The sequence below is a fragment of the Mycobacterium sp. NS-7484 genome, from assembly GCF_001953975.1.
Lineage (GTDB): Bacteria > Actinomycetota > Actinomycetes > Mycobacteriales > Mycobacteriaceae > Mycobacterium.
On sequence record NZ_MBEJ01000097.1, the window covers coordinates 1 to 23,696 of the forward strand.

A 23,696-nucleotide genomic window follows, 5' to 3' on the forward strand; every position below is an offset into this window, starting at 1 on the left:
GTATAAGAGACAGGTGGTACCCCGACCCGCAGTGACGGTGAGGGTGGCGGGCTGGTGGTCGACGGGGAGGGTGACGTGGTCGGCGACGGGGTATCGCTCGGTGCCGAATCCCTAAGCAGCAACAGCACACCCGAGATCACGATGGCGGCAGCGGCCAAGCCGGTGGCAATCAACGCGAGCGTGGCGCGGCGGGTCCGGTACCAGGGCACCGGCGCCGGTTTGAACGACCAGTCGTGAAGCTCGAAGTTGCTGACGGGTCCGGGGACAGACACCACGCGATGCTATCCCCGCTGGCCCGACAATGAGCGCCGAGTTCGAAGGCGTCGCGGTAGGGTGCCCGTGCGCGTTGTCCGCGGACTCGTTCACTCCGGCGACAGGTTCGAGCAACCGCTGCGCCATGACGGCGCTTCCTGAGCATCGGAGGGTTTCGCAATGATCACATCCAGGTTCGCGAAGGTATCCGCCCTGGCCGTCTCGGCCGTCGTCACCGTGGGACTGGCCGCGTGCGCACCGCCGCAGAAGGACACTGCCGGTGCCGAAACCGACACCGGAGTGAAGATGGCCGAGGCCACGTCGGTAGCTGATTTCGGCGGGATGGACAAGCTCGTCGCGGCGGCGAAGGCCGAGGGTGAACTGAATGTGATTGCGCTGCCCCCGGATTGGGCGAACTACGGCGCGATCATCAAAGCCTTCGAGGACAAGTACGGCATCAAGGTGAACTCGGCGCAGCCCGACGCATCAAGCCAGGAAGAGATCAACGCGGCCAACCAGCAGAAGGGCAAGAGCACCGCACCCGATGTGTTCGACCTCGGACAATCGGTGGCGCTGGCCAACACCTCGATGTTCGCGCCCTACAAGGTGACCACCTTCGACGACATCCCGGCGAAGTTGAAGGATCCCGACGGCACCTGGGTCAACGATTACGGCGGCTTCATGTCCATCGGTTTCGACTCGACCAAGGTCCCGCCGATCACCACGATCGATGACCTGCTCAAGCCCGAATACCACGGCAAGGTCGCGCTCAACGGCGATCCGACCCAAGCCGGGGCCGCCTTCGCCGGGGTGCTGATGGCCGCGGTGGCGCACGGCGGGTCCGCCGACGACATCGCTCCGGGCGTCGAGTTCTTCGCCAAACTCAACGAGGCGGGCAACTTTCTGCCGCTCGATCCCACCCCGGCCACGATCGAGTCGGGGCAGACCCCGGTGGTGATCGACTGGAACTACCTCAACGGCACCGAAAGTCAGAAGGTACCCGGCTGGCAGGTGGTGGTTCCCCACGAAGCCCTGGTCGCGGGCTACTACTTCCAGGCGATCAACAAAGACGCGCCGCACCCCGCGGCGGCCCGGCTGTGGCAGGAGTTCCTGTTCAGTGACGAGGGGCAGAACCTGTATGCCAAGGGCGGGGTTCGGCCGGTTCGCGCCGACAAGATGATCCTCGCCGGGACGGCCGATCGGGCCGCCTTCGGCCAGCTGCCCATCATCGACGGGCCGGTCACCGTCGCCACCCAGGACCAAACCGACACTGCCAACGAGTATCTGGCCGACAACTGGGCCAAGGCGATCGGCTGAGTCGGACCATGCCGGATCGGATCTCGGGCCGACGGGTGTGGGCGGGCGTTCGCGACGCCGTGCCACTGCTGCCGTTCGTGGCCGTGGTCACGGTTTTCCTGATCGTGCCCACGGCGACGGTGATCGTCATGGCGTTCTTCGCCGACGGCACGTTCACCCTGGACCGCATCGCCGCCCTGTTCACCGGGACCGCGTTGACTGCGCTGTTCAAAAGCATTGTGCTGTCGGCGAGCACGGCGCTGATCGGGGCAGTTCTGGGCGCCGTGTTGGCGTGGTTGATCGTCAGCAGCCCGCAGGCGTCGATGCTGCGGCGTGCGGTGCTCGCGCTGTGCAGCGTGCTGGCCCAGTTCGGGGGCGTGGCACTGGCTTTCGCATTCCTCGCCACGATCGGGCTCAACGGGGTCCTGACGTTGTGGGTCTCCGAACACCTGGGCTGGGATCTGTCGGGCTCCGGCTGGCTCTACGGGTTGGCCGGCTTGATCCTGGTCTACACCTACTTTCAGATCCCGTTGATGGTGATCGTGTTTCTGCCGGCCCTGGAGGGTCTGCGCGAGCAGTGGCGCGAAGCCGCGGTGAGCCTGGGCGCGTCACGGTGGCAGTACCTGCGGGAAGTGGCTGTCCCGTTGCTCACCCCGGCGTTCCTGGGCTCGGCATTGCTGTTGTTCGCCAACGCTTTTGCCGCCTATGCCACCGCGGCGGCCCTGGTCAGTCAGGGCAGTCCGATCGTGCCGTTGCTGATCCGGACCGCGCTCACCAGCGAGGTGGTGCTGGGGCAGTCCGGTTTCGCCTATGCGCTGGCGCTCGAGATGATCGTGGTGGTGGCTGTGGTGATGTTCGCCTACAACGCCTTGGTGCGCAGATCGGCGAGGTGGCTCAAATGAACCGGGTGATCCGGGTAGCGCTGTGGGTGCTGTTCGGCCTGTTCTTCCTGTTTCCGCTGTACGCCATGGCCGATTTCTCCACCCGCAACCTCATCGAGGGCGGACGTACCGCGGCGGCCTGGCGCAACCTGGTGGCCGACGAGGCGCTGTATCAGGCCATCGTGATCTCACTGTTGCTCGCGGTGTTCACCGTGATCGCGATGCTGATCCTGTTGGTACCGACGATGATCTGGGTCCGGTTGCAGGCCCGGTGGGCGGGCCGGTTCGTCGAGTTCCTGTGCCTGCTGCCGTTGACCATCCCGGCGTTGGTGGTCGTGGTGGGTCTACGCAACGTCTACCTGTGGGTCACGTACCTGCTCGGTGAATCGGCGCTCACCCTCACCTTCGTCTATGTGGTGCTGGTGCTGCCGTTCGCCTATCGGGCAATCGATTCCGCGCTGGCGGCCATCGACCTGCAGACCCTCGCCGAAGCCGCCCGATCGTTGGGCGCGGGTTGGTTCTCCACGATCGCAAGGGTGATCGTGCCCAACATCTGGTCGGGGATTCTGTCCGCGGCCTTCATCTCCATCGCGGTGGTGCTCGGTGAGTACACCATCGCCTCACTGAGCGGCTTCGACACGCTACCGGTTCAGATCGTCGCGATCGGCAAGAGCGACGGACCCACCTCGGTGGCGGCTTCGCTGGCCACGCTGCTGTTCGGTTTCGCGCTCTTGTTGGTGCTGGCGGCAGTGACCCGAGGTCGCTCCCGGACGTCAGGAGCCAGGGCATGAATTCCAGTGTGGGCGTCGAACTTCGCAAACTCACCCGCACCTACGGCAACGTCAACGCGCTCGACGGGTTGAGCCTGTCCATCGGGCCGGGAGAGTTGGTCGCCCTGCTCGGGCCGTCGGGCTGTGGCAAGACCACCGCGATGCGCATCCTGGCCGGTCTCGACGAGGCCACGTCCGGTGCTGTGCTCGTCGGCGGCCGTGACATCAGTTCGGTGCCGGCCAACAAGCGGGACATGGGCATGGTGTTCCAGGCCTACAGCCTGTTCCCGCATCTGACCGTGTTGGACAACGTCGCCTTCGGTTTGAAGATGCGCGGAAAGTCCAAGCGCCACAGACTGTCCCGGGCCGGTGACATGCTGGATCTGGTGGGCCTGACCGCCCACCGGAACAAATATGCCAGTGAACTGTCCGGCGGCCAGCAGCAGCGGGTCGCGCTGGCCCGGGCCCTGGCGATCGAACCGAGGGTGCTGTTGCTCGACGAGCCGTTGTCCGCGCTCGACGCACAGGTACGTACCCAGCTGCGCGACGAGATCCGGCGGGTGCAACTCGAGGTCGGCACAACGACATTGTTCGTCACCCATGACCAGGAGGAGGCCCTGGCCGTTGCGGACCGGGTCGGCGTGATGAGCCACGGCAAACTCGAACAACTTGCCACACCGACCGAGCTCTACGCGCGCCCGGCCACACCGTTCGTCGCCGAGTTCGTCGGGCTGCACAACAAGGTGCCCGCACGCGTGTCGGGCCGGCGGGCCCGGCTGCTCGGCACCGAGGTGCCGACGCTGCGCGGTTCGGTGACCGCGGGCGCCGGTACGGCCATGGTGCGGCCCGAATCCATCAGGCTGCGGGCCGATCCGAGCGGACGGGCGGTGGTGGCGTCGGTGGCCTTCCTGGGCTCGATCTCCCGGGTGTACCTGACCCTGCCGGACGGCACCGTCATCCACGCGCAGTTGCCGAGCTCGCAGGCCCGCTTCTTCGAGCCCGGGGCACCGGTGAGCGTCGCGCTTGAACCCCTGCCGGTGTTGGTGATTTAGCTCAGGTCGGTGATCTGGCTAAGCGCTAGACGTCCTTGACCGGTTCGATCCCCAGATCGCGGTAGGTGACCAGCGCCGCGAACGGCACTCCACGCTTGGCGAACCGCCCGGTGGCGATGTCCCCGCGGTCAACCATCGGGATGACGCCGGTGACGACGGCGCCCACCGAGGTGACCCGCTCATAGGCGATCTCGGTGGAGCCGCCGGTGCTGATCACGTCGTCGACCAGCAGCACGCGGGTGCCCGGCTCGAGCCGGGTGCCCTCGATCCACTGTTCGCGGCCGCGGGACTTCTGTTCCTTGCGCACCGAGAACCACGCCTTGCCGGTCACCATCGCCACGCCGTGCGCCAATGGGTCGGCGCCCATGGTCAAGCCGCCGACCGCGTCGAACTCGATGCCGCGCGCGGCGGCCAGGTCGGCGACCGCCCGGCTGACGATGGCCATGCGCTCACCGGTGTCGATGGCGTACTTGCCGTCGATGTAGTCGTGGCTCAGTTGTCCGCTGGCGAGCCGGAACGGCTCCTCACGGTGTTCGTACCCGCGGGTGCGAATCAGATCGAAAGCGGCTTGCCAGGTTTCCGGGCGCTCAGGCATACGGCGATCGTATTGCACCGTCCGGCGGTGGCTCAGGCCTGCCTGGCGCGTCGCGCCAGCTCCGCTGTGGCAGCGCGCAACTCACCGTATGAGCTGATCGGCGCGTTGTAGCCGACGCGGATGTAGGCCTGCCCGCGTTCGGTGGTGACCCGCAGATCGAGGCCGTAGCGGTCGGCCGCGGTGCACACGGCCGCGACGGTGTCGGGGTAGCCACCGAAGGCGCGGGCCATGTCGGCCAGCGAATCGGCATGGTCGGCGTTGAGATGCTCGATCGCACCGCCAGCCTGTGGCGAGACCGGATCGGGCTCGGCCGCGGCGTAGGCCTGGCCGGTGGTCGAGTCCATCCGACCGTAGCCACCGACCCACCGGACACGCTGCACTCGCAACACCCACAGGGAGAAGTCGCTGAAGTCGATGTAATAGCGGGCGGCGGCCACCGCGTCGAGGTGGGCCTGCCGGGCGGCGGCGAGCTCGTCGCCGGCGGGTCGTTCGGCGACGCCGGCCAGTGTGATGCGGCTGCTGGCCAGGGGATCTGACCCGAAGCCGGGGTCGACGATCGAGATGCTGGCCCGTGGATCGCGGGCGAGGTTGCGGCCGTGCTCGGCCATGTTCGAGACGCACAGCACGGGCGCACCGGCCAGCAAGCCGTAGGTGACGAAGGATGCCCAGGGGTCACCGTCGGCGGTCAACGACGCCAGCGTGCCGACGTTCGTCGACGCGGCGATCGTGCGGGCTTCTTCAGCTGCAGACGGACGAGCCCCCTCGATCACCTCCGTCAACGGGGGAGGGACCGAAGGGGCATCACCTGGGTCGCCATGATCGGGCAACTCAGCCCCCGAGCGCGGCGATCAGATCCTTGATCTGCGCGGTCTCGGACTCGGTCGCCGGCTCCTCGGCCTCGACGGCCTCGATGAGGTCCTTGCGGAGCCCGACGCCGTTGGCGGCTTCCTGGGTGGACAGCTTCGCGCGGTTGCGTGCGACGTACAGACGCTGACCGAGCGTGGCGCCGGGGCCCTCGGACGCGGTCGTCATCAGCTCGTCGTAGCGGTGGCGCACGCCGCTGAGCGCGACGATGACCGACGGGGTGACGCGGCTGCGGCCGGCCGCCTCCGACAGCGACGTCTGCAGCTTGCGCAGACCGCTGAGGACGACCCCCGCGCGATCGGCGTATTCCGGGTCCCCGACGGGAGGTAGTGCGTCGATGGCGGCGATGTACATGTGCATCGCCGCATCGGACAGACCAACGATTACTGGTGCTTCACCGTCATTTGGTGCGGACTCACCCACAGGCCATCCCTCGTCGAATGTTCGTGATCGCCGGCCCATAGCCGACGAGGAGACAAATGCGGGAAAAACCTAACCCGTCCCGGTCTCTTATTCAACCGTTAGTTTTCCCGCAAACATGCCTCGACCGGCGAATCACGTTGCTGCAGGAACCTTTCGGAGTGCTTGGTCTTCTCCGGGTGTCGAGTACTGCCGAAGTGGGTACGTTGGGAGCCTGATGGACAAAGTTCAAATGGGCGACGTTCACGCGGACCACGGTCAAGACGGTCACGCGGTGGTCGAGCATCCGGCCGCCGAGGACTTCGCGCATGCCAGGACGCTGCCGACCGACCGTCACTGGTTCAAGCGGGCGGTGTTCTACGAGGTGCTGGTTCGCGCGTTCTACGACTCCAACGCCGACGGCGTCGGTGATCTGCAAGGCCTGACCCAGCAACTCGACTACCTCAAATGGCTGGGCGTGGACTGCCTCTGGCTGCCGCCGTTCTACGACTCACCGCTGCGCGACGGCGGCTACGACATCCGCGACTTCTACAAGGTGCTGCCCGAGTTCGGCACCGTCGAGGATTTCGTGACGCTATTGGACGGGGCACATCGCCGTGGTATTCGGGTCATCACCGACCTCGTCATGAACCACACCTCGGATTCCCACGCATGGTTCCAGGAGTCGCGCCACAACCCGGACGGGCCCTACGGCGACTTCTACGTCTGGAGCGACACCAGCGACCGCTACGCCGACGCACGCATCATCTTCGTCGACACCGAGGAGTCCAACTGGACCTTCGACCCGGTGCGGCGACAGTTCTATTGGCACCGTTTCTTCAGTCACCAGCCCGATCTGAACTACGAGAACCCGGCCGTGCAGGAAGCGATGATCGACGTCCTGCGGTTCTGGTTGGACCTCGGCATCGACGGTTTCCGGTTGGACGCGGTGCCTTATCTGTTCGAGCGCGAGGGCACCAATTGCGAGAACCTGCCCGAGACCCACGCCTTCCTCAAACGGTGCCGCAAGGTGGTCGACGACGAGTTCCCGGGCCGAGTGCTGCTGGCCGAGGCCAATCAGTGGCCGGCCGATGTCGTGGAGTACTTCGGAGATCCGAAGACCGGCGGCGACGAATGCCACATGGCATTCCATTTCCCGCTGATGCCACGGATCTTCATGGCGGTGCGACGGGAATCGCGATTCCCGATCTCGGAGATCCTGGCCCAGACGCCGCCGATTCCCGACATGGCGCAGTGGGGGATCTTCTTGCGCAACCACGACGAGTTGACGCTGGAGATGGTCACCGACGACGAGCGTGACTACATGTATGCCGAATACGCCAAGGATCCGCGGATGAAGGCCAACGTCGGGATCCGGCGCCGGCTGGCCCCGCTACTGGAGAACGACCGCAACCAGATCGAGCTGTTCACCGCCCTGTTGTTGTCCCTGCCCGGATCCCCGGTGCTGTACTACGGCGACGAGATCGGGATGGGCGACATCATCTGGCTCGGCGACCGCGACAGCGTGCGCACCCCGATGCAGTGGACGCCGGACCGCAATACCGGATTTTCCAAGGCCAACCCCGGCCGGCTGTATCTCCCGCCGAACCAGGATGCGGTCTACGGATACCAGTCGGTCAATGTCGAAGCGCAGCGCGACAGTTCGACGTCGCTGCTGAACTGGACCCGCAACATGTTGTCGGTGCGGGGGCGCCACGATGCTTTCGCGGTGGGCACGTTCCGTGAGCTCGGTGGCTCCAACCCCTCGGTGTTGGCCTATGTACGACAGCTCGAGGAGGACGGCGGGGCCGGCGGAGACGCCGTGCTCTGCGTGAACAACCTGTCGAGGTTCCCGCAGCCCATCGAGTTGAATCTGCAAGAGTGGTGCGGATATACGCCCATCGAGATGTCGGGCTACGTGGAGTTCCCCAGTATCGGCCAGCTGCCCTACCTGCTGACCCTGCCGGGGCATGGTTTCTATTGGTTCGAGCTCCGCGAACCCGAGCATGATCCGGGAGCACAGCAATGAGTATCGAATTCGGCGAATGGTTGACCCAGCAGCGATGGTATGCCGGTCGCGGCCGTGAATTGACTTCCGCCACACCGGGTCTGGTACTCAGCCTGGGTGATGATCTGGACCTGAACCTGCTCGACGTTTCCTACGGCGACGGCAGCACAGAGCGATACCAGGTGCTGGTGAAGTGGGATGCCGATCCGATCGACGAGTACAGCTCGGTGGCCACCATCGACAGCGTCGAGGGCCGGACCGCCTACGACGCCCTCTATGACCCCGAGGCAGCCCGGTATCTGCTGGAGATGATCGACCGGTCGGCCTCCGTGGGTGAATTGCGCTGCACGAGGGAACCCGAGGCCACCTTGCCGCTGGACGCCCCGCCGCGGGTGTCGGCGGCCGAGCAGAGCAACACCAGCGTGGTGTTCGGTCAGGATGCCGTGTTCAAGGTGTTCCGCCGGATCACCCCGGGCATCAACCCCGACATCGAACTCAACCGGGTGCTGGCGCGCGCCGAGAATCCGCACGTGGCCAGGCTGCTCGGGTCGGCCGAAATCGAGTGGGGCGGTGAGCCATTTGCGCTCGGGATGGTGACCGAGTTCGCGGCCAACTCGGCCGAGGGCTGGGATATGGCCACCGCGAGCACCCGCGATCTGTTCGCCGAGGGCGACCTGTACGCCGACGAGGTCGGTGGCGACTTCGCTGCCGAGTCCTACCGGTTGGGGGAGGCGGTGGCCTCGGTGCACACCTGCCTGGCCGAGCAGCTCGGCACCGCGTCGGCACCGTTCCCCGCCGATCTCATGTCCGCCCGGCTGGCCACTGCCGCCGAGGCGGTACCCGAACTGCGCGAACATGTTTCGTTGATCGAAGACCGCTACCGGAAGCTGGCCGACGAACAGGTGACGGTGCAGCGGATACACGGTGACCTGCACCTCGGCCAGGTGTTGCGCACCCCCGAGCACTGGCTGCTGATCGACTTCGAGGGTGAGCCCGGCCAGCCGTTGCAGCTGCGGCGCAGCCCGGACTCCCCGGTGCGCGACGTCGCGGGCATGGTGCGGTCCTTCGAGTACGCGGCGTACGCACGCCTGGTGGATCTGGCCACCGACGACGAGCGGGCCCGGCAGTTGTCCGCCCGGGCCCGCGAGTGGGCCGACCGCAACAGCGCGGCCTTCTGCGACGGCTACGCCGCGGTGGCCGGTACCGACCCGCGCGAACATGCGGCGCTGCTGGCGGCCTACGAACTGGACAAGGCCGTGTACGAGGCGGCCTACGAGGCGCGTTACCGGCCGAGTTGGTTGCCGGTTCCGCTGGCCTCGGTGGCCCGGCTGATCGGTTGAGAATCGCATCGGTCGCGGATTTCGGCGGGGTATCCGACGTGCCCGCCTAGTAGCGACAATCGAGCGACAATCGCCACACCGGTATCGTGGAGTCTCACCAGTCCCATTGTCGCTCGCCGTTTTTGACACACGGGCACCTCTGGCCTCATGAACATGAGCTGTCCCGTGCCCGCATACGAGCGACTCCGTCGCTGAAAAGTCGCTGCTAGGCGGGCAGGTCGGCACCCCACCCGGGCGCCACTGCGCAGGCGCCGGCTCAGATAGGAACGCTAATCAATTATCTTCTGGGGATGCCTGAACAGCGTGTGCAGCGATCGGCGTCCGGTGGGCTGCTGATTGCCGTACTCGCAGCGGCGGGCATCAGCGTCTCGCTGATGCAGACGCTGATCATCCCGTTGATCCCGCAACTGCCCACGCTCTTGGGCACCAGTGCCGCCAACGCGTCGTGGGCGATCACCGCGACCCTGCTCACCGGTGCCGTCGCCACGCCCATGCTGGGCCGCCTTTCAGATATGTACGGCCCCAAGTGGATTCTCGTGCTGTGCGCTGCGTTGCTGTTCGCCGGATCGCTCATCGCGGCGCTGACCACCTCGCTGATCCCGCTGATCATCGGCCGCGGGCTGCAGGGGTTCGGCGCCCCCGTCATCCCGCTGGGCATCAGCGTGCTGCGCGCCGCCCTGCCGCCCGAGCGGGTGGCCTCGGCGATGGGGTTGATGAGCGCATCACTGGGAGTGGGCGGCGCGCTCGGTCTGCCGTTGTCCGCGGTGATCGCCGAGCAGTTCAACTGGCACGCGTTGTTCTGGTGTGCCGCCGCGCTCGGTCTGGCCTCCGGCATCCTGTTCGTCCTGTTGGTGCCAGACCTGGAGCCGGTGTCCGCCGATCACCGCTTCGATCCGTTCGGCGCGCTCACGCTGGGGATCGGCCTGGTGATGTTGTTGCTGCCCATCTCGAAGGGCGGGATGTGGGGCTGGAGCAGTGCCACCGCTTTGAGCCTGTTCGGCGGTGCGGCGGTGGTGTTCGGGGTGTTCACCTGGTGGCAGTACCGCGCGCCCTCGCCGATCGTGGACATGCGCACGACGTTGAAGCGCCCGGTGCTGCTGACGAATCTGGCGTCGATCGCGGTGGGCTTCGGCATGTTCGCGCTGTCGTTGGTGGGCCCGCAGCTGCTGGAGATGCCCCGCGACACCGGATACGGCCTGGGGCAGAGCATGGTCGCCACCGGCCTGTGGATGGCGCCCGGCGGCCTGGCGATGATGGCGGCCGCACCGGTCGCGGCGCGGGTGGTGGCTGCGCGCGGCCCGAAGGTCGTGCTGGTGATCGGCAGCGTGATCATCGCCGCGGGTTACCTGTCCGGCCTGGTGTTGCTCGGCAGCGCGCTCGGCGTGATGGTGCTGGGCCTGATCGTCAGCTTCGGGGTCGGGTTCGCCTTCGCGGCCCTGCCGGCGTTGATCAACGCGGCGGTGCCGGTCTCGGAGACCGCGTCGGCCAACAGCATCAACTCGCTGGCCCGCTCGCTGGGCACCTCGACGGCGAGCGCGGTGATGACCGCGGTGCTGGCCCAGATGACCGTCGTCGTGGCCGGGCAGGCACTGCCGTCGCCGACCGGGTTCCGTGTCGCGCTGCTGATCGCCGCAGCCGCGGCCGCCGGCGCCGCCCTCCTGGCGCTGGCGATACCGCGAGAACCGGCCGGGCGGACGGCGTCAGAGCGTGGCGATCTCGTAGCTGCTCAACTGGCCCACCAGCGTCCCTAGCTGCTCGGCGGACGTGCCCAGGGTGTGCTCGATGGCGGTCAGCCGGGCGGCGTAGTGACCGACCGGGTATTCGGCGGTGACGCCGATACCGCCGTGCAGCTGGATCGACTCCTGCGCGATGTGCCGGCCCGCACGGCCGATCTGAAGCTTGGCCCGCGCCGCGATCACCGGGTCGACGCGTCCGTCGGCGATCGACATCGCCGCGTAGGTGCCCATGCTGCGGGCCAGCTCGAGTGACATGTACATGTCGGCGGCCCGCTGCGTCAGCGTCTGGAACTTGCTCAGGGTGACCCCGAACTGCTTGCGGGACTTGAGGTAATCGGTGGTCAGCCGCAGCGACTCGTCCATCGCACCCACCGCCTCGGCGCACAGCCCCGCCGAGATGCGCACAAGCGCATGGGAGATGGCGGCGCTGGCGTCGCCGGGCTCACCGAGGGGCTCGGCGGCCGCGGAATCCAGAGTGATCTGTGCGCCGCGCTGGCCGTCGAAGGTGCGGTAGCCCTGACGGCTCACGTTGGCGGCGTCGACCAGGAACAGTCCGGTGCCGCCATCCGGGAGCGCCGCGGTGACGATCAGGGTGTCGGCGACATCGCCGGCGAGCACCGGGTTCTTGGTGCCGCTCAGCGTCCAGCTGTCGCCGCTGCGCGTCGCGGTGGTCGTCACCCCGGCCGCCCCGCGCACGCCGGGCTCGGTGTGGGCGAAGGCCAGGATCCGCTCACCGGAGGCGACGTCGTCGAGCAGGGCACGCTGGGCGTCGGTGCCCACCTCGGCGATGATCGCGCCGGGGCCCAGCGCCCCGTGCAGGACCGGCTCAGGTGCCAGCCGGCGCCCGATCTCGTTGAGCACCACCATGATCTCGATCTGGCCACCGGAGTCCTCGTCGAAACCCAGGCCCAGAACACCGATCTCGGCGAGCTGCTTCCACACCTGACGGTCGAAGCCGGGCTCGGCTTCCACCACCTTGTTGCGCTTTTCGGTGTCGTAGCCGCTCAGCAGGTCACGGGTGGTGTCGGCCAGCAGATTCTGTTCGTCGGTCAGCTGAAAGTCCATGGCTCAACTCACAATCCGAGAATGGTGGACGCGATGATGGTGCGTTGCACCTCGTTGCTACCGCCGTAGATCGACGTCTTGCGGTAGTTGAGGTAGTGCGGGGCGGCGTGCTGAGCCCAGTCCGGTGAGGCGATGTTGCCCGCCTCGTATGGCAGCGCGTCGGCGCCGGCCACCTCGACCAAGAGCTCGGTGGCGATCTGCTGAAGCTGGCTGCCGCGCAGCTTGAGTACCGAGGATGCCGGGCTCGGCTTGCCGTCGGCAGAATCGGAGGTGACCCGCATCTGCGTGAGTTCCAGTGCCAGCACGTCGTTTTCGGCCTCGGCCAGCCGGGCGGCGAACAACGGGTCGGCAATCAGCCCGCTGGCGGTGGCTCGTTCCTTCACCTCGGCGAGACGCACCTTGGTGCGGGCCACCTGGGCGATGCCGGTGCGCTCGTTGCCGAGCAGGAACTTGGCGTAGGTCCAGCCCTGGTTCTCCTCACCGACGAGCTGGTCGGCGGGGACCCGGACGTCCTCGAAGAACACCTCGTTGACCTCGACGCTGCCGTCGATGAGCTTGATCGGGCGCAGCGTGATGCCGGGAGTGTTCATGTCGATCAACAGGAACGAGATACCGGCCTGCTTCTTGGGTGCCTGCGGGTCGGTGCGCACCAGACAGAAGATCCAGTCGGCGTGCTGACCCAGCGTGGTCCACGTCTTCTGACCATTGACGACGTAGGTGTCGCCGTCGCGTATCGCGGTGGTGCGCAGCGACGCCAGGTCGGAGCCGGCCTCGGGCTCGGAGAAGCCCTGGCACCACCAGATGTCCAGCGCCGCGGTCGGCGGCAGGAAACGCTCCTTGACCTCCTGTGAGCCGAACTCGGCGATCACCGGGCCCACCATGCGGGCATTGAAGGTCAGCGGTTCGGGGACGCTGGCCAACTGCATCTCGTCGAGCCAGATCTGGTGCTGGTTGGGTGTCCAGTCCTTGCCGCCCCATTCGAGGGGCCAGTTGGGCACGGCCAGGCCGTGCTCATGCAGGATCTTGTGCGCCGTGACGATGGCGTCTTTGCCGAGCGGCAGGCCCAGCCGGTTCCGTTCCCGGATCTCGGCGGGGATCTTCGTGGTGTAGAAGGTGCGCAGCTCGTCGCGGAAAGCTGCTTCCTCCGGTGTGAGCGCCAGTTGCATGACCGTCTCCCTCTCGGTGGATCTGACAGCACCCTAAACCATCCGGTTGGTTGGGCCTTAACGGACCAGCCTCCGTAGCAGCGCCGACGCTGTTGCGATGCCCAGCACCGCCGCCGCGATCAGCACGCCGATGTCGAGTACCCAGTTCGTCGGGGTGCCGATCAGCAGCCCGCGCAACGCGTTGACCTCATAGCTGAGCGGGTTGACCGTGGACAGCCAGCGCAACCAGGTCGGCATGATGTCGACGGGGTAGAGCGCATTGGAGGCGAAGAACAAGGGCATCGTGATCGCCTGGCCGATGCCCATCAACCGGTCTCGTTTGCGCACCAGCCCGGCCAGCGTCATCGACAGGCAGGCGAAGAACGCCGCGCCCAGGGCCACCACGGCCATCGCGGCCAGGATGCGCAGCGGATTGACCGTCATCGCGATGCCCATCAGATATGCCAGGGCCACCACGCCGACCACCTGCACCACTGAGCGCACCCCGGCCGCGAATGCCTTGCCCGCCACCAGCGCCGAGGCGGGGGCCGGCGTGACCATGAGCTTGGCCAGGATGCCCGCGTCGCGGTCCCAGATGATCTGGATGCCGTAGAAGATCGAGATGAACAGGGCGGACTGGGCGATGATGCCCGGCGCCAGGAACGTCAGATACTCCACACCGCCGGTGTCGACGAGATGTAACCGGCTGAAGGTCTGACCGAAGATCAACAACCAGAGCGCCGGCTGGACCATGCGGGTGAACAACTCGGTGCGGTCGTGGCGCAGCTTCTGCAGCTCGACCAGCGCGAAGGCAGCCATCCGCATCGCCATCGCACGGACCCGGCGCATCCCGCGCGGGGCCAGGATCAGGGTTTCAGCTGACACGACGGGCCGTCCTGCGGGTCGCGCGCACAGGGCCGATACCGCCGGGCTGATGGTCGGCGTCACTCAGATCCGAACCGGCGTAGTACCGGAAGACATCCTCGAGCGTGACGTCCTCGGCATTCGTGGCCTGCCGCACCAGGTCCTTCAGCTCCGAAGGGGTCCCCAGGGCCTGCAACCGGCCGTGGTGCATGAGCGCGACGCGGTCGCAGAGGGCGTCGGCCTCGCCCATGTAGTGCGTGGTGAGCAGCACGGTCATGCCGAACTCGGCCTGCATCCGGTCGACCTGGACCCAGACGCTGTCCCGGGCGATGGGATCCAGACCAACGGTGGGCTCGTCGAGGATCAGCAATGAGGGACGGTTGACCAGGGCCTGGGCCAACTCGAGACGACGCACCATGCCACCGGAGTAGGTGCCTGCGACCTCGTCGGCCACATCGAGCAGCTGCATCGACCCCAGCGCCTGGTTCACCCGGTCGGCGCGTTCGGTGCGCGGCACGCCGTACAGCCGGGCGAACAGCTCCACGTTCTGCCGGCCGGTCAGCGCCGCCTCGATCGAGAGTTGTTGTGGCACATAGCCGATGTTGTGCCGGATATCCATGGTGCGACGGGTGGCGTCGAGACCGAAGATCCGCACCGTTCCCTGTTGCACGGGCGTCAACGTGGTCAGGACCCGCACCGCGGTGGTTTTGCCCGCCCCGTTCGGCCCCAGCAGGCCCATGGTCTCGCCGCGCCGCACCTGAAGGGTCAGGTCGTCGACGGCGGTGAACGCGCCGTACCGGTGGGTCAAGTTCTCACAGTCGATGGCAGGTTCGACGGTCATTGTTCGCTCTCGTGCAACAGCCGGGTGAGTTCGCTCATCACGTCCAATCCATGTGCCAGGGCGTCGATCTGGGTCTTGTCGAGCTGTGCCAGGGCGGCGCTCAGCGCGGCCCGGCGGGCCGCTCGGGTCTCGTCGGCCAGCGCTTGGGCGGGTGGCGTGAGACGCAACCGGACCACCCGTCGGTCGCCGTCGTCGGCGGTGCGCGTGAGCAGTCCCTCGGCGACGAGCCGGGATACCAGGGTGGAGGCGGTGTTGGGTGCCAGGCTGAGTTCGGCGGCCGATTCCCGCACCGAGATGTCCGGTCTGCGGCCGACCAGGCGCATCAGCTCTCCCTGTGACTGTGTCAAGGTGCCCGAGCCGGCCACCTTGCCGGCTCCGACGTCGAAGCCGCCGCCGGTGGACCGGCGAAGCTGTCTGCGGAACCGGCCGACGACGCTGAACAGCTCACCGACGAGATCGCGTTGGGTGTCCACCCGCCCGAGAATACCTCTGTAACAGAGGTATTGCAGGGTAGAAATGGTCTGAAATGTGCGCGCGGCAAACCCGCTGAGAAGCCGCAGCCGTGGCCGCAGGGTAGTTGCCGCCGCTCTTCGGCTCGTACCCGCCGGCCCGCCCGGCCGGCGACATCGAACGAACGCTCAACGTCTACTGAGGCGGCCACGGCTGCTACCCGTTCAAGGTACCAGACTTCCTGCTTACAGCAGGCAGATCAACGCGATGAGCAACGCCTGGAATTGACGCTCAATCTGATTCGGCTTGGAGTACCAGGACCGCGCGGGCGTCCACGCTTACGGTGTCACCCGGCTCGATCGGATCGGTGATCGAGTTTGCCGAAGTGCTGATCGCCGGAACCCACCGCGCCGCGAATTGTGCCGGTGGTAAAGCAAACTCGATCGGCTCGTAGTGTGCGTTGAAACACAGCAGGAACGAGTCGTCGACGACGCGTTGGCCGCGCACATCGAGATCGGCGATGCCCTGCCCGTTCAAATAGACCGCCACCGACTTCGCGTATCCGGTCTCCCAATCCTCCGTGGTCATGTCCGACCCGTCAGGCGAGAACCAGGCGATGTCGGGCAATACCGCCGCCCCCGCCTCGCGAACCGGCCGGCCGTCGAAGAACCTGCGGCGCCGGAACACCGGGTGCGCGGCACGTAGGGCCGACACCGCACGGGTGAACTCGATCAGATCCGCATCGGCACTGTCCCAGTCGATCCAGGAGATCTCGTTGTCCTGGCAGTACACATTGTTGTTCCCGCCCTGCGTGCGGCCCAGCTCGTCGCCGTGCGAGATCATCGGAACACCTTGGGACAGAAGCAGAGTGGTGAGGAAATTGCGCTGTTGACGGGCCCGCAGCTCGTTGACCGCCGGATCCTCGGACGGCCCTTCGGCACCGCAGTTCCACGACTTGTTGTTGCTCTCCCCGTCGCGGTTGTCCTCGCCGTTGGCCTCGTTGTGTTTCTCGTTGTAGGACACCAGGTCCCGCAACGTGAAGCCGTCATGGGCGGTGACGAAGTTGATCGAGGCGAACGGTCGTCGTCCGGTCTGCTCGTACAGATCGGCCGAACCGGTCAGCCGGGAGGCGAACTCGTCGAGTGTGGCCGGTTCGCCACGCCAGTAATCGCGCACGGTGTCGCGGAACTTGCCGTTCCACTCCGTCCACTGCGGCGGAAAGTTGCCCACCTGGTAGCCGCCGGGCCCGACGTCCCAGGGCTCGGCGATCAACTTGACCTGGCTGACGATCGGATCCTGTTGCACCAGTTCGAAAAACGTGCTCAGCCGGTCCACGTCGTAGAACTCTCGGGCCAGCGTGGCGGCCAGGTCGAACCGGAACCCGTCGACGTGCATCTCGATGACCCAGTAGCGCAACGAGTCCATGATCAGTTGCAGCGCATGCGGATGGCCGACGTTGAGACTGTTGCCGGTACCGGTGTAGTCCATGTAGTACTGCTTGTCGTCGTCGACCAACCGGTAATAGGCGGCGTTGTCGATGCCGCGCATCGACAGGGTCGGGCCCAGGTGATTGCCCTCGGCCGTGTGGTTGTAGACCACGTCGAGGATCACCTCGATCTCGGCCTCGTGCAGGGCCCGCACCATGGCCTTGAATTCCTGCACCTGGCCGCCCGCAGTCGAGCTGGAGCTGTACTTGGCGTCGGGCGCCAGGAACCCGATGGTGTTGTAACCCCAGTAGTTCGACAAACCCTTGTCGACCAAGGTCGAGTCATTGGCGAAGTGGTGCACGGGCATCAGCTCGACCGCGTTGACCCCCAGCGCCTTCAGGTGCTCGATGATCACGGGGTGGGCCACCGCGGCGTAGGTACCGCGGATGTTCTCCGGGATGTCAGGGTGGGTCTGGGTCAGGCCTTTGATGTGCGCCTCGTAGATGACGGTGTCGGCGTATTCGTGTTTGGGCGGCCGGTCCACACCCCAGTCGAAGTACGGATTGATCACCACGGCCTTGGGCATGCTCGGCGCGGAATCGTCGTCGTTGCGGGTATCGGGATCACCGAAGTCGTAGCTGAACAGCGACTGGTTCCAGTCGAAGGTCCCGTCGATGGCCTTGGCATACGGGTCGAGCAGGAGCTTGTTCGGATTGCACCGGTGACCGGTGTCCGGGTCGTAGGGCCCGTACACCCGGTAGCCGTAGCGTTGGCCCGGCTCGATACCGGGAATGAAACCGTGCCAGACGAATCCGTCCACCTCGGGCAGGGTCAGCCGGGTCTCGTTACCCTCGGCGTCGAACAGGCACAGCTCGACCCGGTCGGCGACCTCACTGAACAACGCGAAATTGGTGCCAGAACCGTCATAGGTGGCACCCAGCGGGTAAGCCTTGCCCCGCCACATTTCCAGCTCGCTCGGTTCAGCTCGATCCGCGACAGTCACAAATCGACCATACGGGCCCGAGGCGCTTCCGGCCGTGAGAATGTACGGCGGGACCTTGCCGAAACCGAAGGGAGCCGGCCGTGACCACCGACCCTGAGCTGCCGAGTTACCGCACGCTTCGGATTAAACGTCAAGACGCTGTCGGCATCATCACGCTGGACCGCCCGCCAACTAGCTGATCTCCACTCCGGCGGAACGTAACTCGGCCAATGCGGCGGTCGTACTCCCGGGCGCGACCCCGGCGGTCAGGCCGGTCAGCACCCGGGTCTGCAAGCCGGCCTTGACAGCGTCGGCAGCGGTGGCGGCCACGCAGTAGTCGGTGGCGATGCCCACGACGTCCACGGCCGCGACGTTTCGTCGGCTCAGCCAGTCCGCCAGCGTCGTCCCCGCGTCGTCGACCCCTTCGAACCCGCTGTATGCGGCCGAGTGATGGCCCTTCTTGAACACGGCCTCCACCGCGGCGGGGCTGAAGTTCGGATGGAAATCCGCACCGGCGGTCTCGGCGACGCAATGCCGGGGCCAGGACGTGCGGTAGTCGGGAGTGTCGGAGAAGTGGTCGCCCGGATCGATGTGGAAATCCTTGGTGGCCACCACGTGGTCGTATCCGTGGTCGGTGGCCAGCAGATCGGTGATTTTCTGCGCCACCTCCGACCCGCCCGACACGGCCAGCGAACCGCCTTCGCAGAAATCGTTCTGCACGTCGACGACGATGAGCGCGTGGGCCTGCCTGGACCGCTGCATGCCCCGAGGCTACCCGCCGAACAGCAGGTAGAGCCCGGTGAAGGTATAGCCGACCATCACCAGCATCGTCGCGAGTTGCCCGGTGAGCTGATGCTGCTTCGGCAACAGGCGAAGGGCACGGTCGTGCGCCGCGATCACCCCGGCAACGTGACCGGCCAACACGAAACCGACCTTGAGCGTGGCCAAGACCGACGGGTGCGCCGACAGGAAATAGCTGACCTGCAGATCGTGCAGCCCGAACAGCAGGATCACCGTCTGCTGCCCGCGTTCCACCAGATACGACAGGTAGTGCGCGAATACGTAGCCGATGACGATGGGCACCAGGGAATGCGCCATCAGCCCGGGCAATTCGCTCCGTAACCGGCGGTCGACGCCGCCGGTGGTCCGGGTGGCGGCCCAGAAGGTGACTGCCACCGTGGTGGCGAACACCAGCAGTCCCGCGGTGCGGATCAGGCTGGCCTCGACCGGCGAACCGGAGTGCGCGTCGACGAAATTACGCCACTGGGGCATTGCCGAGAAGCTGTCGAATGCGGTCGAGCCCAGCAACACCGCCAGCAGCACCACCAGCCCGGGGCGCACGGGCAGCGACGGCAGGTGATCGAACGGGTTGCCGATCACGAACCGCCCGTCATGACGACGCAGCGGCGAGAGCTTCGAAGCGGCTGTGCTGTACACCTCGAACGGGTCGGCGCTCTCCAGCCACCGCGGCCCGCAACACAGCCCACCGGCGAACGTCACCACCAGGTAGATCACGAGCCAATTACGAATCGCTGCAAGCGATCCCGGGTCCGGGCTGGCCAGCTCCAACCACACGAACGCGAACAGCCCGGCGGCGGCCGGCCAATAGCCGAGCCGCTCCGGGTAACTCAGACGAGCGGACACCGGAATGAACCGGTACAGCGCGCGCACCGGGGAGATCAGCCGCCACACCGGACCGAACAACACCGAGGCGGCCACCATGCCCACCCACAACAGGACGTAGAAGACTCCCGGCAGCGGGTTGGCGTTCGGCGCCCGGGTCCACCCGGTGAACGCCACCCACCCGGTCAAGGCCAGCGCGAGTAGGCCCACCGTCCATCGGGTCACCGCGGCGTCCACCACCGACGTCACCCAGGTCGGCAGCGCCACTGCGGGCTTGTCCGGATCGAACCGGGGCCGACGCCAGGCCAGTGCTACGACCGCAAAAGTGAACGTCAACGTCCACGCCGCGCCGATCAGCGCGTACGTGTAAGGGATCGGCAGATCAGTCGAGCCGCCCAGACCATGGGCCAGAACCGCGGTCGACTCGGGCGTCACTGCTGCACTTGCACGCTGGCGATCGTGCGGTTGGCGTGATGCAGCTCGATGTCGACGGTGCCCGGCACGTCGACCGTGAACTGGAACTGCTGGCCGTTACGCGGCTCCACCTTGAAGCTGTGCTCGGGGTTGGAGTGCACATGCAGCTCGTCGTCGGTATCGCTGTTGACCCGCACCACGATCGGCTGGCCGACCTTGCCCTGCAGCCGCTCGTTGGTCGGTGTCACCTCGCCGCCCTTGATCGTGACGTCGATGAGCAGCCGGGCCGGAGCGTGCTGCTCGTCGGTCATGTCCGACGGACTCACCGTGGTCGCCGTGGGACTGGCCGAACCATCGGCATTCTCGGTGCTTTTCGAGCCGCCACACCCCGCTGTCACCAGCGCGAGAGCGGACGCCAGAACGATGACACTGCTTTTGAGGTTGATCACGGTGAACCATCTTCGCTTGCGGTGTCCGACTCGTCATCCTGACGCGGCCGGCGCCGGTCCCGCATCGCGACGTACACCACCACCCCGACCACGACGACGGCCGGGGCGAAGGCCGGCAACGCCAGCAACAACGTGTGATCAGCCTGGTACTGAACCTGATCCACCATCATGTCTGTCCGGCGGGTTCCCGGCCCGAGGCCAACTCCTTGGCGTTGATCCGGCCCGCACCCCAACTCAACCCGGCGATCAGGATCAGCGTGCACACCAGGACCACCAAAGAAGCCACGTTGTACAACCAGGCCGGGTGATTCAGATTGCGTTCGCGCTGCAGAATCGTAATCTCCTGCACGAACTCTCGATCGCTGGTTGCCAGGGCCGGGGTCTCGGTGGCGCCGATCCCCGGGTCGGCGGGCAGGTAGATCGGCACCCCGGCCATGGTGGTGCCGTCTTGCACCCGCAGCAAGGTCTTCCAGCTTCCCGACACCGGGATGGGTTGCGTCGAGCGGTAGTGCCCCGGCCCGACGTTGTCCAGCCGGTCGATCACCAGCCCGTGCTGGTTGGCCAGACCACCCTGCCAGGCCAGGATCGACACCCACTCCGGGTTGTCGCCGACCAGGTCGCGCGGGGTGATCTGGACATCGGCCGAGACCATGCGCTGGCCGTCATGCTCGGGGAGGTCGGTCAATGTAATTGTGGCGCGGGCATTTTCCGGTACGTCGGTGCGTAGCCCGTTGGCCACGGCGCCACCGATCACCAGGACCGTGGCCACGACGATGGAGATGCCCGCCGCGGGCCGGGGCAGCGGTTGACCGTTGAGCACCAAGGCCAGCAGCGCGCCACACATCCCCATGGCGATGGCCACCGGGATCGCCATGGCCAACGCCTCACCCCACATGCTGGTGGGCCACGGATAGTGATAGACCGCGCCGATCCACAACGATTCCAGCCACAGACCGAGGGTGGCCACACCGAGGCCGCCGACCGCGCCAAACAGGATGGGCCGCTTGACCAATGGGGTCAGGGCGATGAGCTCGACCACCAGCGCGGGGCCCAGATAGAGCGCGAACCAACTGGTCGGGGCACCAAGGACCGGTCCGACGATGAAAGCGACCGCCCCGCGCAGCACGATGGCGAACGCGGCCCCGATCAAGGCGCCGCCCGGGCCGAGCACCAGCCGTGCGGCGACGGCGGCCAGCGCGGCCGCTGCCGCGATCATCATGGGCTGCAGCACCAACCGGAACTGCTCGACGCCGAAGTCGTATTCGATCTGGAACACCGAGAGCCCGATGAACAGACCGCCGAACGACAGGTAATAGAGGAACTTGTTGAACTTGGTGTCCTCTTCGGCGTCCGGGCCCATTGCCACCCGGCCCTCATGCTCGAGCAGCAGCACCGCGATCAGCGACAACCCGGCGCCCCCGATCAGCATCAAATGCGTTGGCCCCCAGAGTGTGACGTCCTGGCCGAAGATGCGGTGCCAGATATCGTCGAGCGGGAAACCGATGAGCGCGTACAGCCCGCACGCCGCCATCAACACGCCGCCCACCGGGGCGTACCAGCTGCGGGTGATCCGCAGGGCCGCCGGTCCCGGCTTGTCGTAGGGCAGGACGATGGCCATCGAGCCGGCGATGAACAGCAGGAACAGGCCGATCAGGATGAAGTAGTGCGCCGGGTTGGCCAGTGGGCCCGCATCGCGTCCCTTGCCGATGTGCAGGCTGACATCCCAGATGAAGCCGAACAGCGCGCAGATGATCGTCGCGGTGAACAGGAACACCTGCAGCGCCACCCATGGCGGCCGGTGGAATTTACGGCCCAACCGTTCGGCGAAGTTGTTCAGCCACGTGATGCGGCGGTTGCGGTGCAGGTAACCGATCCACAGCAGCGCTACCGTCACGATCATTGCGACCACCGACATGCCGATCACCTGGTCGAGCGCGGCGCCGCCGCCCTCGGTGCCTGCGGCCGCGCTGAGCGTGACCTCCGATGAGCCCATCATGACCTCCGGTCAGCTGACTGTGTTGGTCAGTGATGTTGCCAGAACCAGGCAGGCCGAAACAGACGTTCGCCGTCGACAAAGACATCGACCCGCTCGTCGAAGAAACACACCAGGTCGCGGATCGGTTCCGCCTCGATGAGTGGCTCGTGGTAGGCCCAGAACAGATCGGCCGGCCCACCCGGCAGCGAGTAGTACGTGGCGCGACCCTTGTACGCGCAGTACGTGACGGTGTCGCTCAACTGCAATGTGGTGACGTCCTCACGTGGCAGGTAATAGCGGGTGGGTAGCCCGGTCTCGAATAGCAATGTGGGACGGGAGGATTCGGCCAGAACCCGCCTGTCGAGCTCGACCCGGATGCGCCGTCGGCTGCGTCGGATGTCGATCCGGTGGAACGGATCGTGCGGATGAGCGACGATCGGCTCGTCCTCCTCACGCCATTCGAACGTCGCGAAGTCCAGGATCAGATAACCGGCCAGATCGGCATCGTCGGGCTGATAGGCGGCGGCTGCGCCGGTCTCCTCGCCCGCGATGACATCGAACGCCGTCCCCGGACACGTGTGCGCGGTGAACGGTATCGACGGATCGAGGAAGCCGGGGATCTCGTCGTCCCCGACGTCCCCGCCCGCCGGAACCAATTGTGCCGTCAGCGCCGAACGCGGCACGGCGTACGTCGGCACCACCCGCCGTGGCTCCCACACCAGGATCGCGTCGGTGGTGTCGGCCACGGGCTCGCCACCGAGGCAGACTCGAATTCGCTTGGGAGTGGCCTGATATCGCAGGGAGCCGAGCTGGCTGCCCAACAGATCGGCCATCTTCACCGCCATCGGGCCATTATCGACCCGGAAGGTGCTGCTGTCTGCTACTTGACGTCGACGTAGACCGTACGTTGGGTGACCGCACTCAAACTGTCGGTGCGGCTGTAGTGCGGTCCGGGCCGCACGGCCACCACGGCGGCCTGATCCAACGGTGTGGTGCCGAGGCGATTCACGATCACCGTGTAGCCCTGGGACTGCAGCCGGCTGATGGTCTGTTGGGCATCGCCGGGGCCGTCGGGCGCGGCGCCGGCCGGTCCGGCCAGGCCGATGGCGACGGCGGCCAGACCGCCGATGGCTGCAGTGAGGATTCGTGTGTTCCGCATCGGTGTGCTCCTCCTGTTCTGGTCCGCGGCATTTCGATACGCTGCGGTATATCGGTTTAAACCGGCAGGTGACGGGCCTTTAGTTCCGATGGCAGGAATTGAGCGCCGA

Annotated in this window: 23 protein-coding genes and 1 pseudogene; 7 read left to right on the top strand and 17 right to left on the bottom strand. The window is 66.5% G+C overall.

From position 1 onward, the window contains the following. Positions 1–272, bottom strand: a pseudogene (locus tag A5733_RS27990) (hypothetical protein); the annotation flags it as partial. A 160-nt stretch (positions 273–432) separates the two neighbouring features. On the opposite strand from A5733_RS27990, the gene A5733_RS18015 reads away from it, so the two are divergent. The 4 genes from A5733_RS18015 to A5733_RS18030 are packed head-to-tail and all read left to right on the top strand — an operon-like array spanning position 433 to position 4,251. Then, a complete protein-coding gene (locus tag A5733_RS18015; protein WP_076241108.1) occupies positions 433–1,569 on the top strand; it encodes an ABC transporter substrate-binding protein in 1,137 nt (378 codons plus the stop codon). A gap of 8 nt (positions 1,570–1,577) precedes the next feature. Beyond that, positions 1,578–2,450: an ABC transporter permease subunit gene (locus A5733_RS18020; RefSeq protein ID WP_067775611.1), complete on the top strand. Its 873-nt coding sequence runs from the start codon at positions 1,578–1,580 to the stop codon at positions 2,448–2,450. Next, the gene (locus A5733_RS18025; protein ID WP_067775614.1) at positions 2,447–3,220 is read left to right on the top strand and encodes an ABC transporter permease; all 774 of its coding nucleotides are present in this window, start codon (positions 2,447–2,449) and stop codon (positions 3,218–3,220) included. The genes A5733_RS18020 and A5733_RS18025 overlap by 4 nt, the downstream gene beginning before the upstream one ends. Then, entirely contained in the window at positions 3,217–4,251 is a 1,035-nt protein-coding gene (locus A5733_RS18030; RefSeq protein WP_067775617.1) for an ABC transporter ATP-binding protein, read from the top strand. The genes A5733_RS18025 and A5733_RS18030 overlap by 4 nt, the downstream gene beginning before the upstream one ends. 25 nt (positions 4,252–4,276) lie before the next feature. Here the strand turns inward: A5733_RS18030 and A5733_RS18035 are convergent, their stop codons facing one another. From A5733_RS18035 to A5733_RS18045, 3 genes are read right to left on the bottom strand one after another with little or no spacing between them, the layout of a single operon-like run. Further along, the gene (locus A5733_RS18035; protein WP_067775620.1) at positions 4,277–4,846 is read right to left on the bottom strand and encodes an orotate phosphoribosyltransferase; all 570 of its coding nucleotides are present in this window, start codon (positions 4,844–4,846) and stop codon (positions 4,277–4,279) included. Positions 4,847–4,878: 32 nt separating this feature from the next. Continuing rightward, positions 4,879–5,616: a HugZ family protein gene (locus A5733_RS18040; protein ID WP_369830953.1), complete on the bottom strand. Its 738-nt coding sequence runs from the start codon at positions 5,614–5,616 to the stop codon at positions 4,879–4,881. A 58-nt stretch (positions 5,617–5,674) separates the two neighbouring features. Then, on the bottom strand, positions 5,675–6,064 hold the full coding sequence (locus A5733_RS18045) for a hypothetical protein (protein WP_067775628.1): 390 nt from the start codon (positions 6,062–6,064) through the stop codon (positions 5,675–5,677). Positions 6,065–6,347: 283 nt separating this feature from the next. Here A5733_RS18045 and treS point away from each other — a divergent pair, with 283 nt between their 5' ends. From treS to A5733_RS18060, 3 genes are all read left to right on the top strand, one after another. Next, positions 6,348–8,138, top strand: a complete 1,791-nt coding sequence (gene treS, locus A5733_RS18050) for a maltose alpha-D-glucosyltransferase (RefSeq protein WP_076241110.1) — start codon at positions 6,348–6,350, stop codon at positions 8,136–8,138. After that, positions 8,135–9,457 (top strand): maltokinase, encoded by a 1,323-nt coding sequence (locus tag A5733_RS18055; protein WP_076241111.1) that lies wholly within the window; start codon positions 8,135–8,137, stop codon positions 9,455–9,457. Before treS ends, A5733_RS18055 begins: the two co-directional genes overlap by 4 nt. A 290-nt stretch (positions 9,458–9,747) precedes the next feature. Beyond that, positions 9,748–11,208: an MFS transporter gene (locus tag A5733_RS18060; RefSeq protein ID WP_076241112.1), complete on the top strand. Its 1,461-nt coding sequence runs from the start codon at positions 9,748–9,750 to the stop codon at positions 11,206–11,208. Here A5733_RS18060 and A5733_RS18065 read toward each other — a convergent pair. From A5733_RS18065 to A5733_RS18120, 13 genes are all read right to left on the bottom strand, one after another. Continuing rightward, entirely contained in the window at positions 11,158–12,258 is a 1,101-nt protein-coding gene (locus tag A5733_RS18065) for an acyl-CoA dehydrogenase family protein (RefSeq protein WP_076241113.1), read from the bottom strand. The genes A5733_RS18060 and A5733_RS18065 overlap by 51 nt on opposite strands. Positions 12,259–12,266: 8 nt before the next feature. Beyond that, positions 12,267–13,424 (bottom strand): acyl-CoA dehydrogenase family protein, encoded by a 1,158-nt coding sequence (locus tag A5733_RS18070; RefSeq protein WP_076241114.1) that lies wholly within the window; start codon positions 13,422–13,424, stop codon positions 12,267–12,269. 57 nt (positions 13,425–13,481) lie between these two features. After that, entirely contained in the window at positions 13,482–14,234 is a 753-nt protein-coding gene (locus A5733_RS18075) for an ABC transporter permease (RefSeq protein ID WP_082957757.1), read from the bottom strand. 43 nt (positions 14,235–14,277) lie between these two features. Beyond that, positions 14,278–15,108 carry an ATP-binding cassette domain-containing protein gene (locus tag A5733_RS18080; RefSeq protein ID WP_076241115.1) on the bottom strand — a complete coding sequence of 277 codons (831 nt, stop codon included), beginning with the start codon at positions 15,106–15,108 and terminating at the stop codon, positions 14,278–14,280. Further along, positions 15,105–15,581, bottom strand: a complete 477-nt coding sequence (locus tag A5733_RS18085) for a MarR family winged helix-turn-helix transcriptional regulator (protein ID WP_076241116.1) — start codon at positions 15,579–15,581, stop codon at positions 15,105–15,107. Before A5733_RS18085 ends, A5733_RS18080 begins: the two co-directional genes overlap by 4 nt. 268 nt (positions 15,582–15,849) lie before the next feature. Further along, positions 15,850–17,949 carry a glycogen debranching protein GlgX gene (glgX, locus tag A5733_RS18090; RefSeq protein WP_076241117.1) on the bottom strand — a complete coding sequence of 700 codons (2,100 nt, stop codon included), beginning with the start codon at positions 17,947–17,949 and terminating at the stop codon, positions 15,850–15,852. A 210-nt stretch (positions 17,950–18,159) separates the two neighbouring features. Continuing rightward, positions 18,160–18,729 (bottom strand): isochorismatase family protein, encoded by a 570-nt coding sequence (locus tag A5733_RS18095; protein ID WP_076241118.1) that lies wholly within the window; start codon positions 18,727–18,729, stop codon positions 18,160–18,162. A gap of 9 nt (positions 18,730–18,738) precedes the next feature. Next, positions 18,739–20,025 carry a hypothetical protein gene (locus A5733_RS18100; RefSeq protein ID WP_076241119.1) on the bottom strand — a complete coding sequence of 429 codons (1,287 nt, stop codon included), beginning with the start codon at positions 20,023–20,025 and terminating at the stop codon, positions 18,739–18,741. Then, entirely contained in the window at positions 20,022–20,453 is a 432-nt protein-coding gene (locus A5733_RS18105) for a hypothetical protein (protein WP_076241120.1), read from the bottom strand. The genes A5733_RS18100 and A5733_RS18105 overlap by 4 nt, the downstream gene beginning before the upstream one ends. Next, positions 20,450–20,617, bottom strand: coding sequence for a hypothetical protein (locus A5733_RS27560; protein ID WP_233152722.1), 168 nt, complete (start codon positions 20,615–20,617; stop codon positions 20,450–20,452). The genes A5733_RS18105 and A5733_RS27560 overlap by 4 nt, the downstream gene beginning before the upstream one ends. A gap of 2 nt (positions 20,618–20,619) precedes the next feature. Beyond that, positions 20,620–22,446, bottom strand: a complete 1,827-nt coding sequence (locus A5733_RS18110; RefSeq protein ID WP_076241135.1) for a hypothetical protein — start codon at positions 22,444–22,446, stop codon at positions 20,620–20,622. Positions 22,447–22,475: 29 nt separating this feature from the next. Beyond that, entirely contained in the window at positions 22,476–23,273 is a 798-nt protein-coding gene (locus tag A5733_RS18115) for a DUF427 domain-containing protein (protein ID WP_076241121.1), read from the bottom strand. Between the two features lie 35 nt (positions 23,274–23,308). Next, a complete protein-coding gene (locus tag A5733_RS18120) occupies positions 23,309–23,587 on the bottom strand; it encodes a hypothetical protein (RefSeq protein WP_076241122.1) in 279 nt (92 codons plus the stop codon). Positions 23,588–23,696 lie beyond the last annotated feature (109 nt).

Bases quoted from the DNA above. Each gene is read 5' to 3' on its own strand.
- A5733_RS18120 (WP_076241122.1), bottom strand. From the start codon at position 23,587: ATGCGGAACACACGAATCCTCACTGCAGCCATCGGCGGTCTGGCCGCC.
- A5733_RS18070 (WP_076241114.1), bottom strand. From the start codon at position 13,424: ATGCAACTGGCGCTCACACCGGAGGAAGCAGCTTTCCGCGACGAGCTG.
- A5733_RS18060 (WP_076241112.1), top strand. From the start codon at position 9,748: ATGCCTGAACAGCGTGTGCAGCGATCGGCGTCCGGTGGGCTGCTGATT.
- A5733_RS18075 (WP_082957757.1), bottom strand. From the start codon at position 14,234: ATGGCGATGCGGATGGCTGCCTTCGCGCTGGTCGAGCTGCAGAAGCTG.
- A5733_RS18065 (WP_076241113.1), bottom strand. From the start codon at position 12,258: ATGGACTTTCAGCTGACCGACGAACAGAATCTGCTGGCCGACACCACC.
- A5733_RS18095 (WP_076241118.1), bottom strand. From the start codon at position 18,729: ATGCAGCGGTCCAGGCAGGCCCACGCGCTCATCGTCGTCGACGTGCAG.
- A5733_RS18015 (WP_076241108.1), top strand. From the start codon at position 433: ATGATCACATCCAGGTTCGCGAAGGTATCCGCCCTGGCCGTCTCGGCC.
- A5733_RS18035 (WP_067775620.1), bottom strand. From the start codon at position 4,846: ATGCCTGAGCGCCCGGAAACCTGGCAAGCCGCTTTCGATCTGATTCGC.
- treS (WP_076241110.1), top strand. From the start codon at position 6,348: ATGGACAAAGTTCAAATGGGCGACGTTCACGCGGACCACGGTCAAGAC.
- A5733_RS18080 (WP_076241115.1), bottom strand. From the start codon at position 15,108: ATGACCGTCGAACCTGCCATCGACTGTGAGAACTTGACCCACCGGTAC.
- A5733_RS18045 (WP_067775628.1), bottom strand. From the start codon at position 6,064: ATGTACATCGCCGCCATCGACGCACTACCTCCCGTCGGGGACCCGGAA.
- A5733_RS18110 (WP_076241135.1), bottom strand. From the start codon at position 22,446: ATGGGCTCATCGGAGGTCACGCTCAGCGCGGCCGCAGGCACCGAGGGC.
- A5733_RS18025 (WP_067775614.1), top strand. From the start codon at position 2,447: ATGAACCGGGTGATCCGGGTAGCGCTGTGGGTGCTGTTCGGCCTGTTC.
- A5733_RS18030 (WP_067775617.1), top strand. From the start codon at position 3,217: ATGAATTCCAGTGTGGGCGTCGAACTTCGCAAACTCACCCGCACCTAC.
- A5733_RS18055 (WP_076241111.1), top strand. From the start codon at position 8,135: ATGAGTATCGAATTCGGCGAATGGTTGACCCAGCAGCGATGGTATGCC.
- A5733_RS18115 (WP_076241121.1), bottom strand. From the start codon at position 23,273: ATGGCGGTGAAGATGGCCGATCTGTTGGGCAGCCAGCTCGGCTCCCTG.
- A5733_RS18020 (WP_067775611.1), top strand. From the start codon at position 1,578: ATGCCGGATCGGATCTCGGGCCGACGGGTGTGGGCGGGCGTTCGCGAC.
- glgX (WP_076241117.1), bottom strand. From the start codon at position 17,949: ATGTGGCGGGGCAAGGCTTACCCGCTGGGTGCCACCTATGACGGTTCT.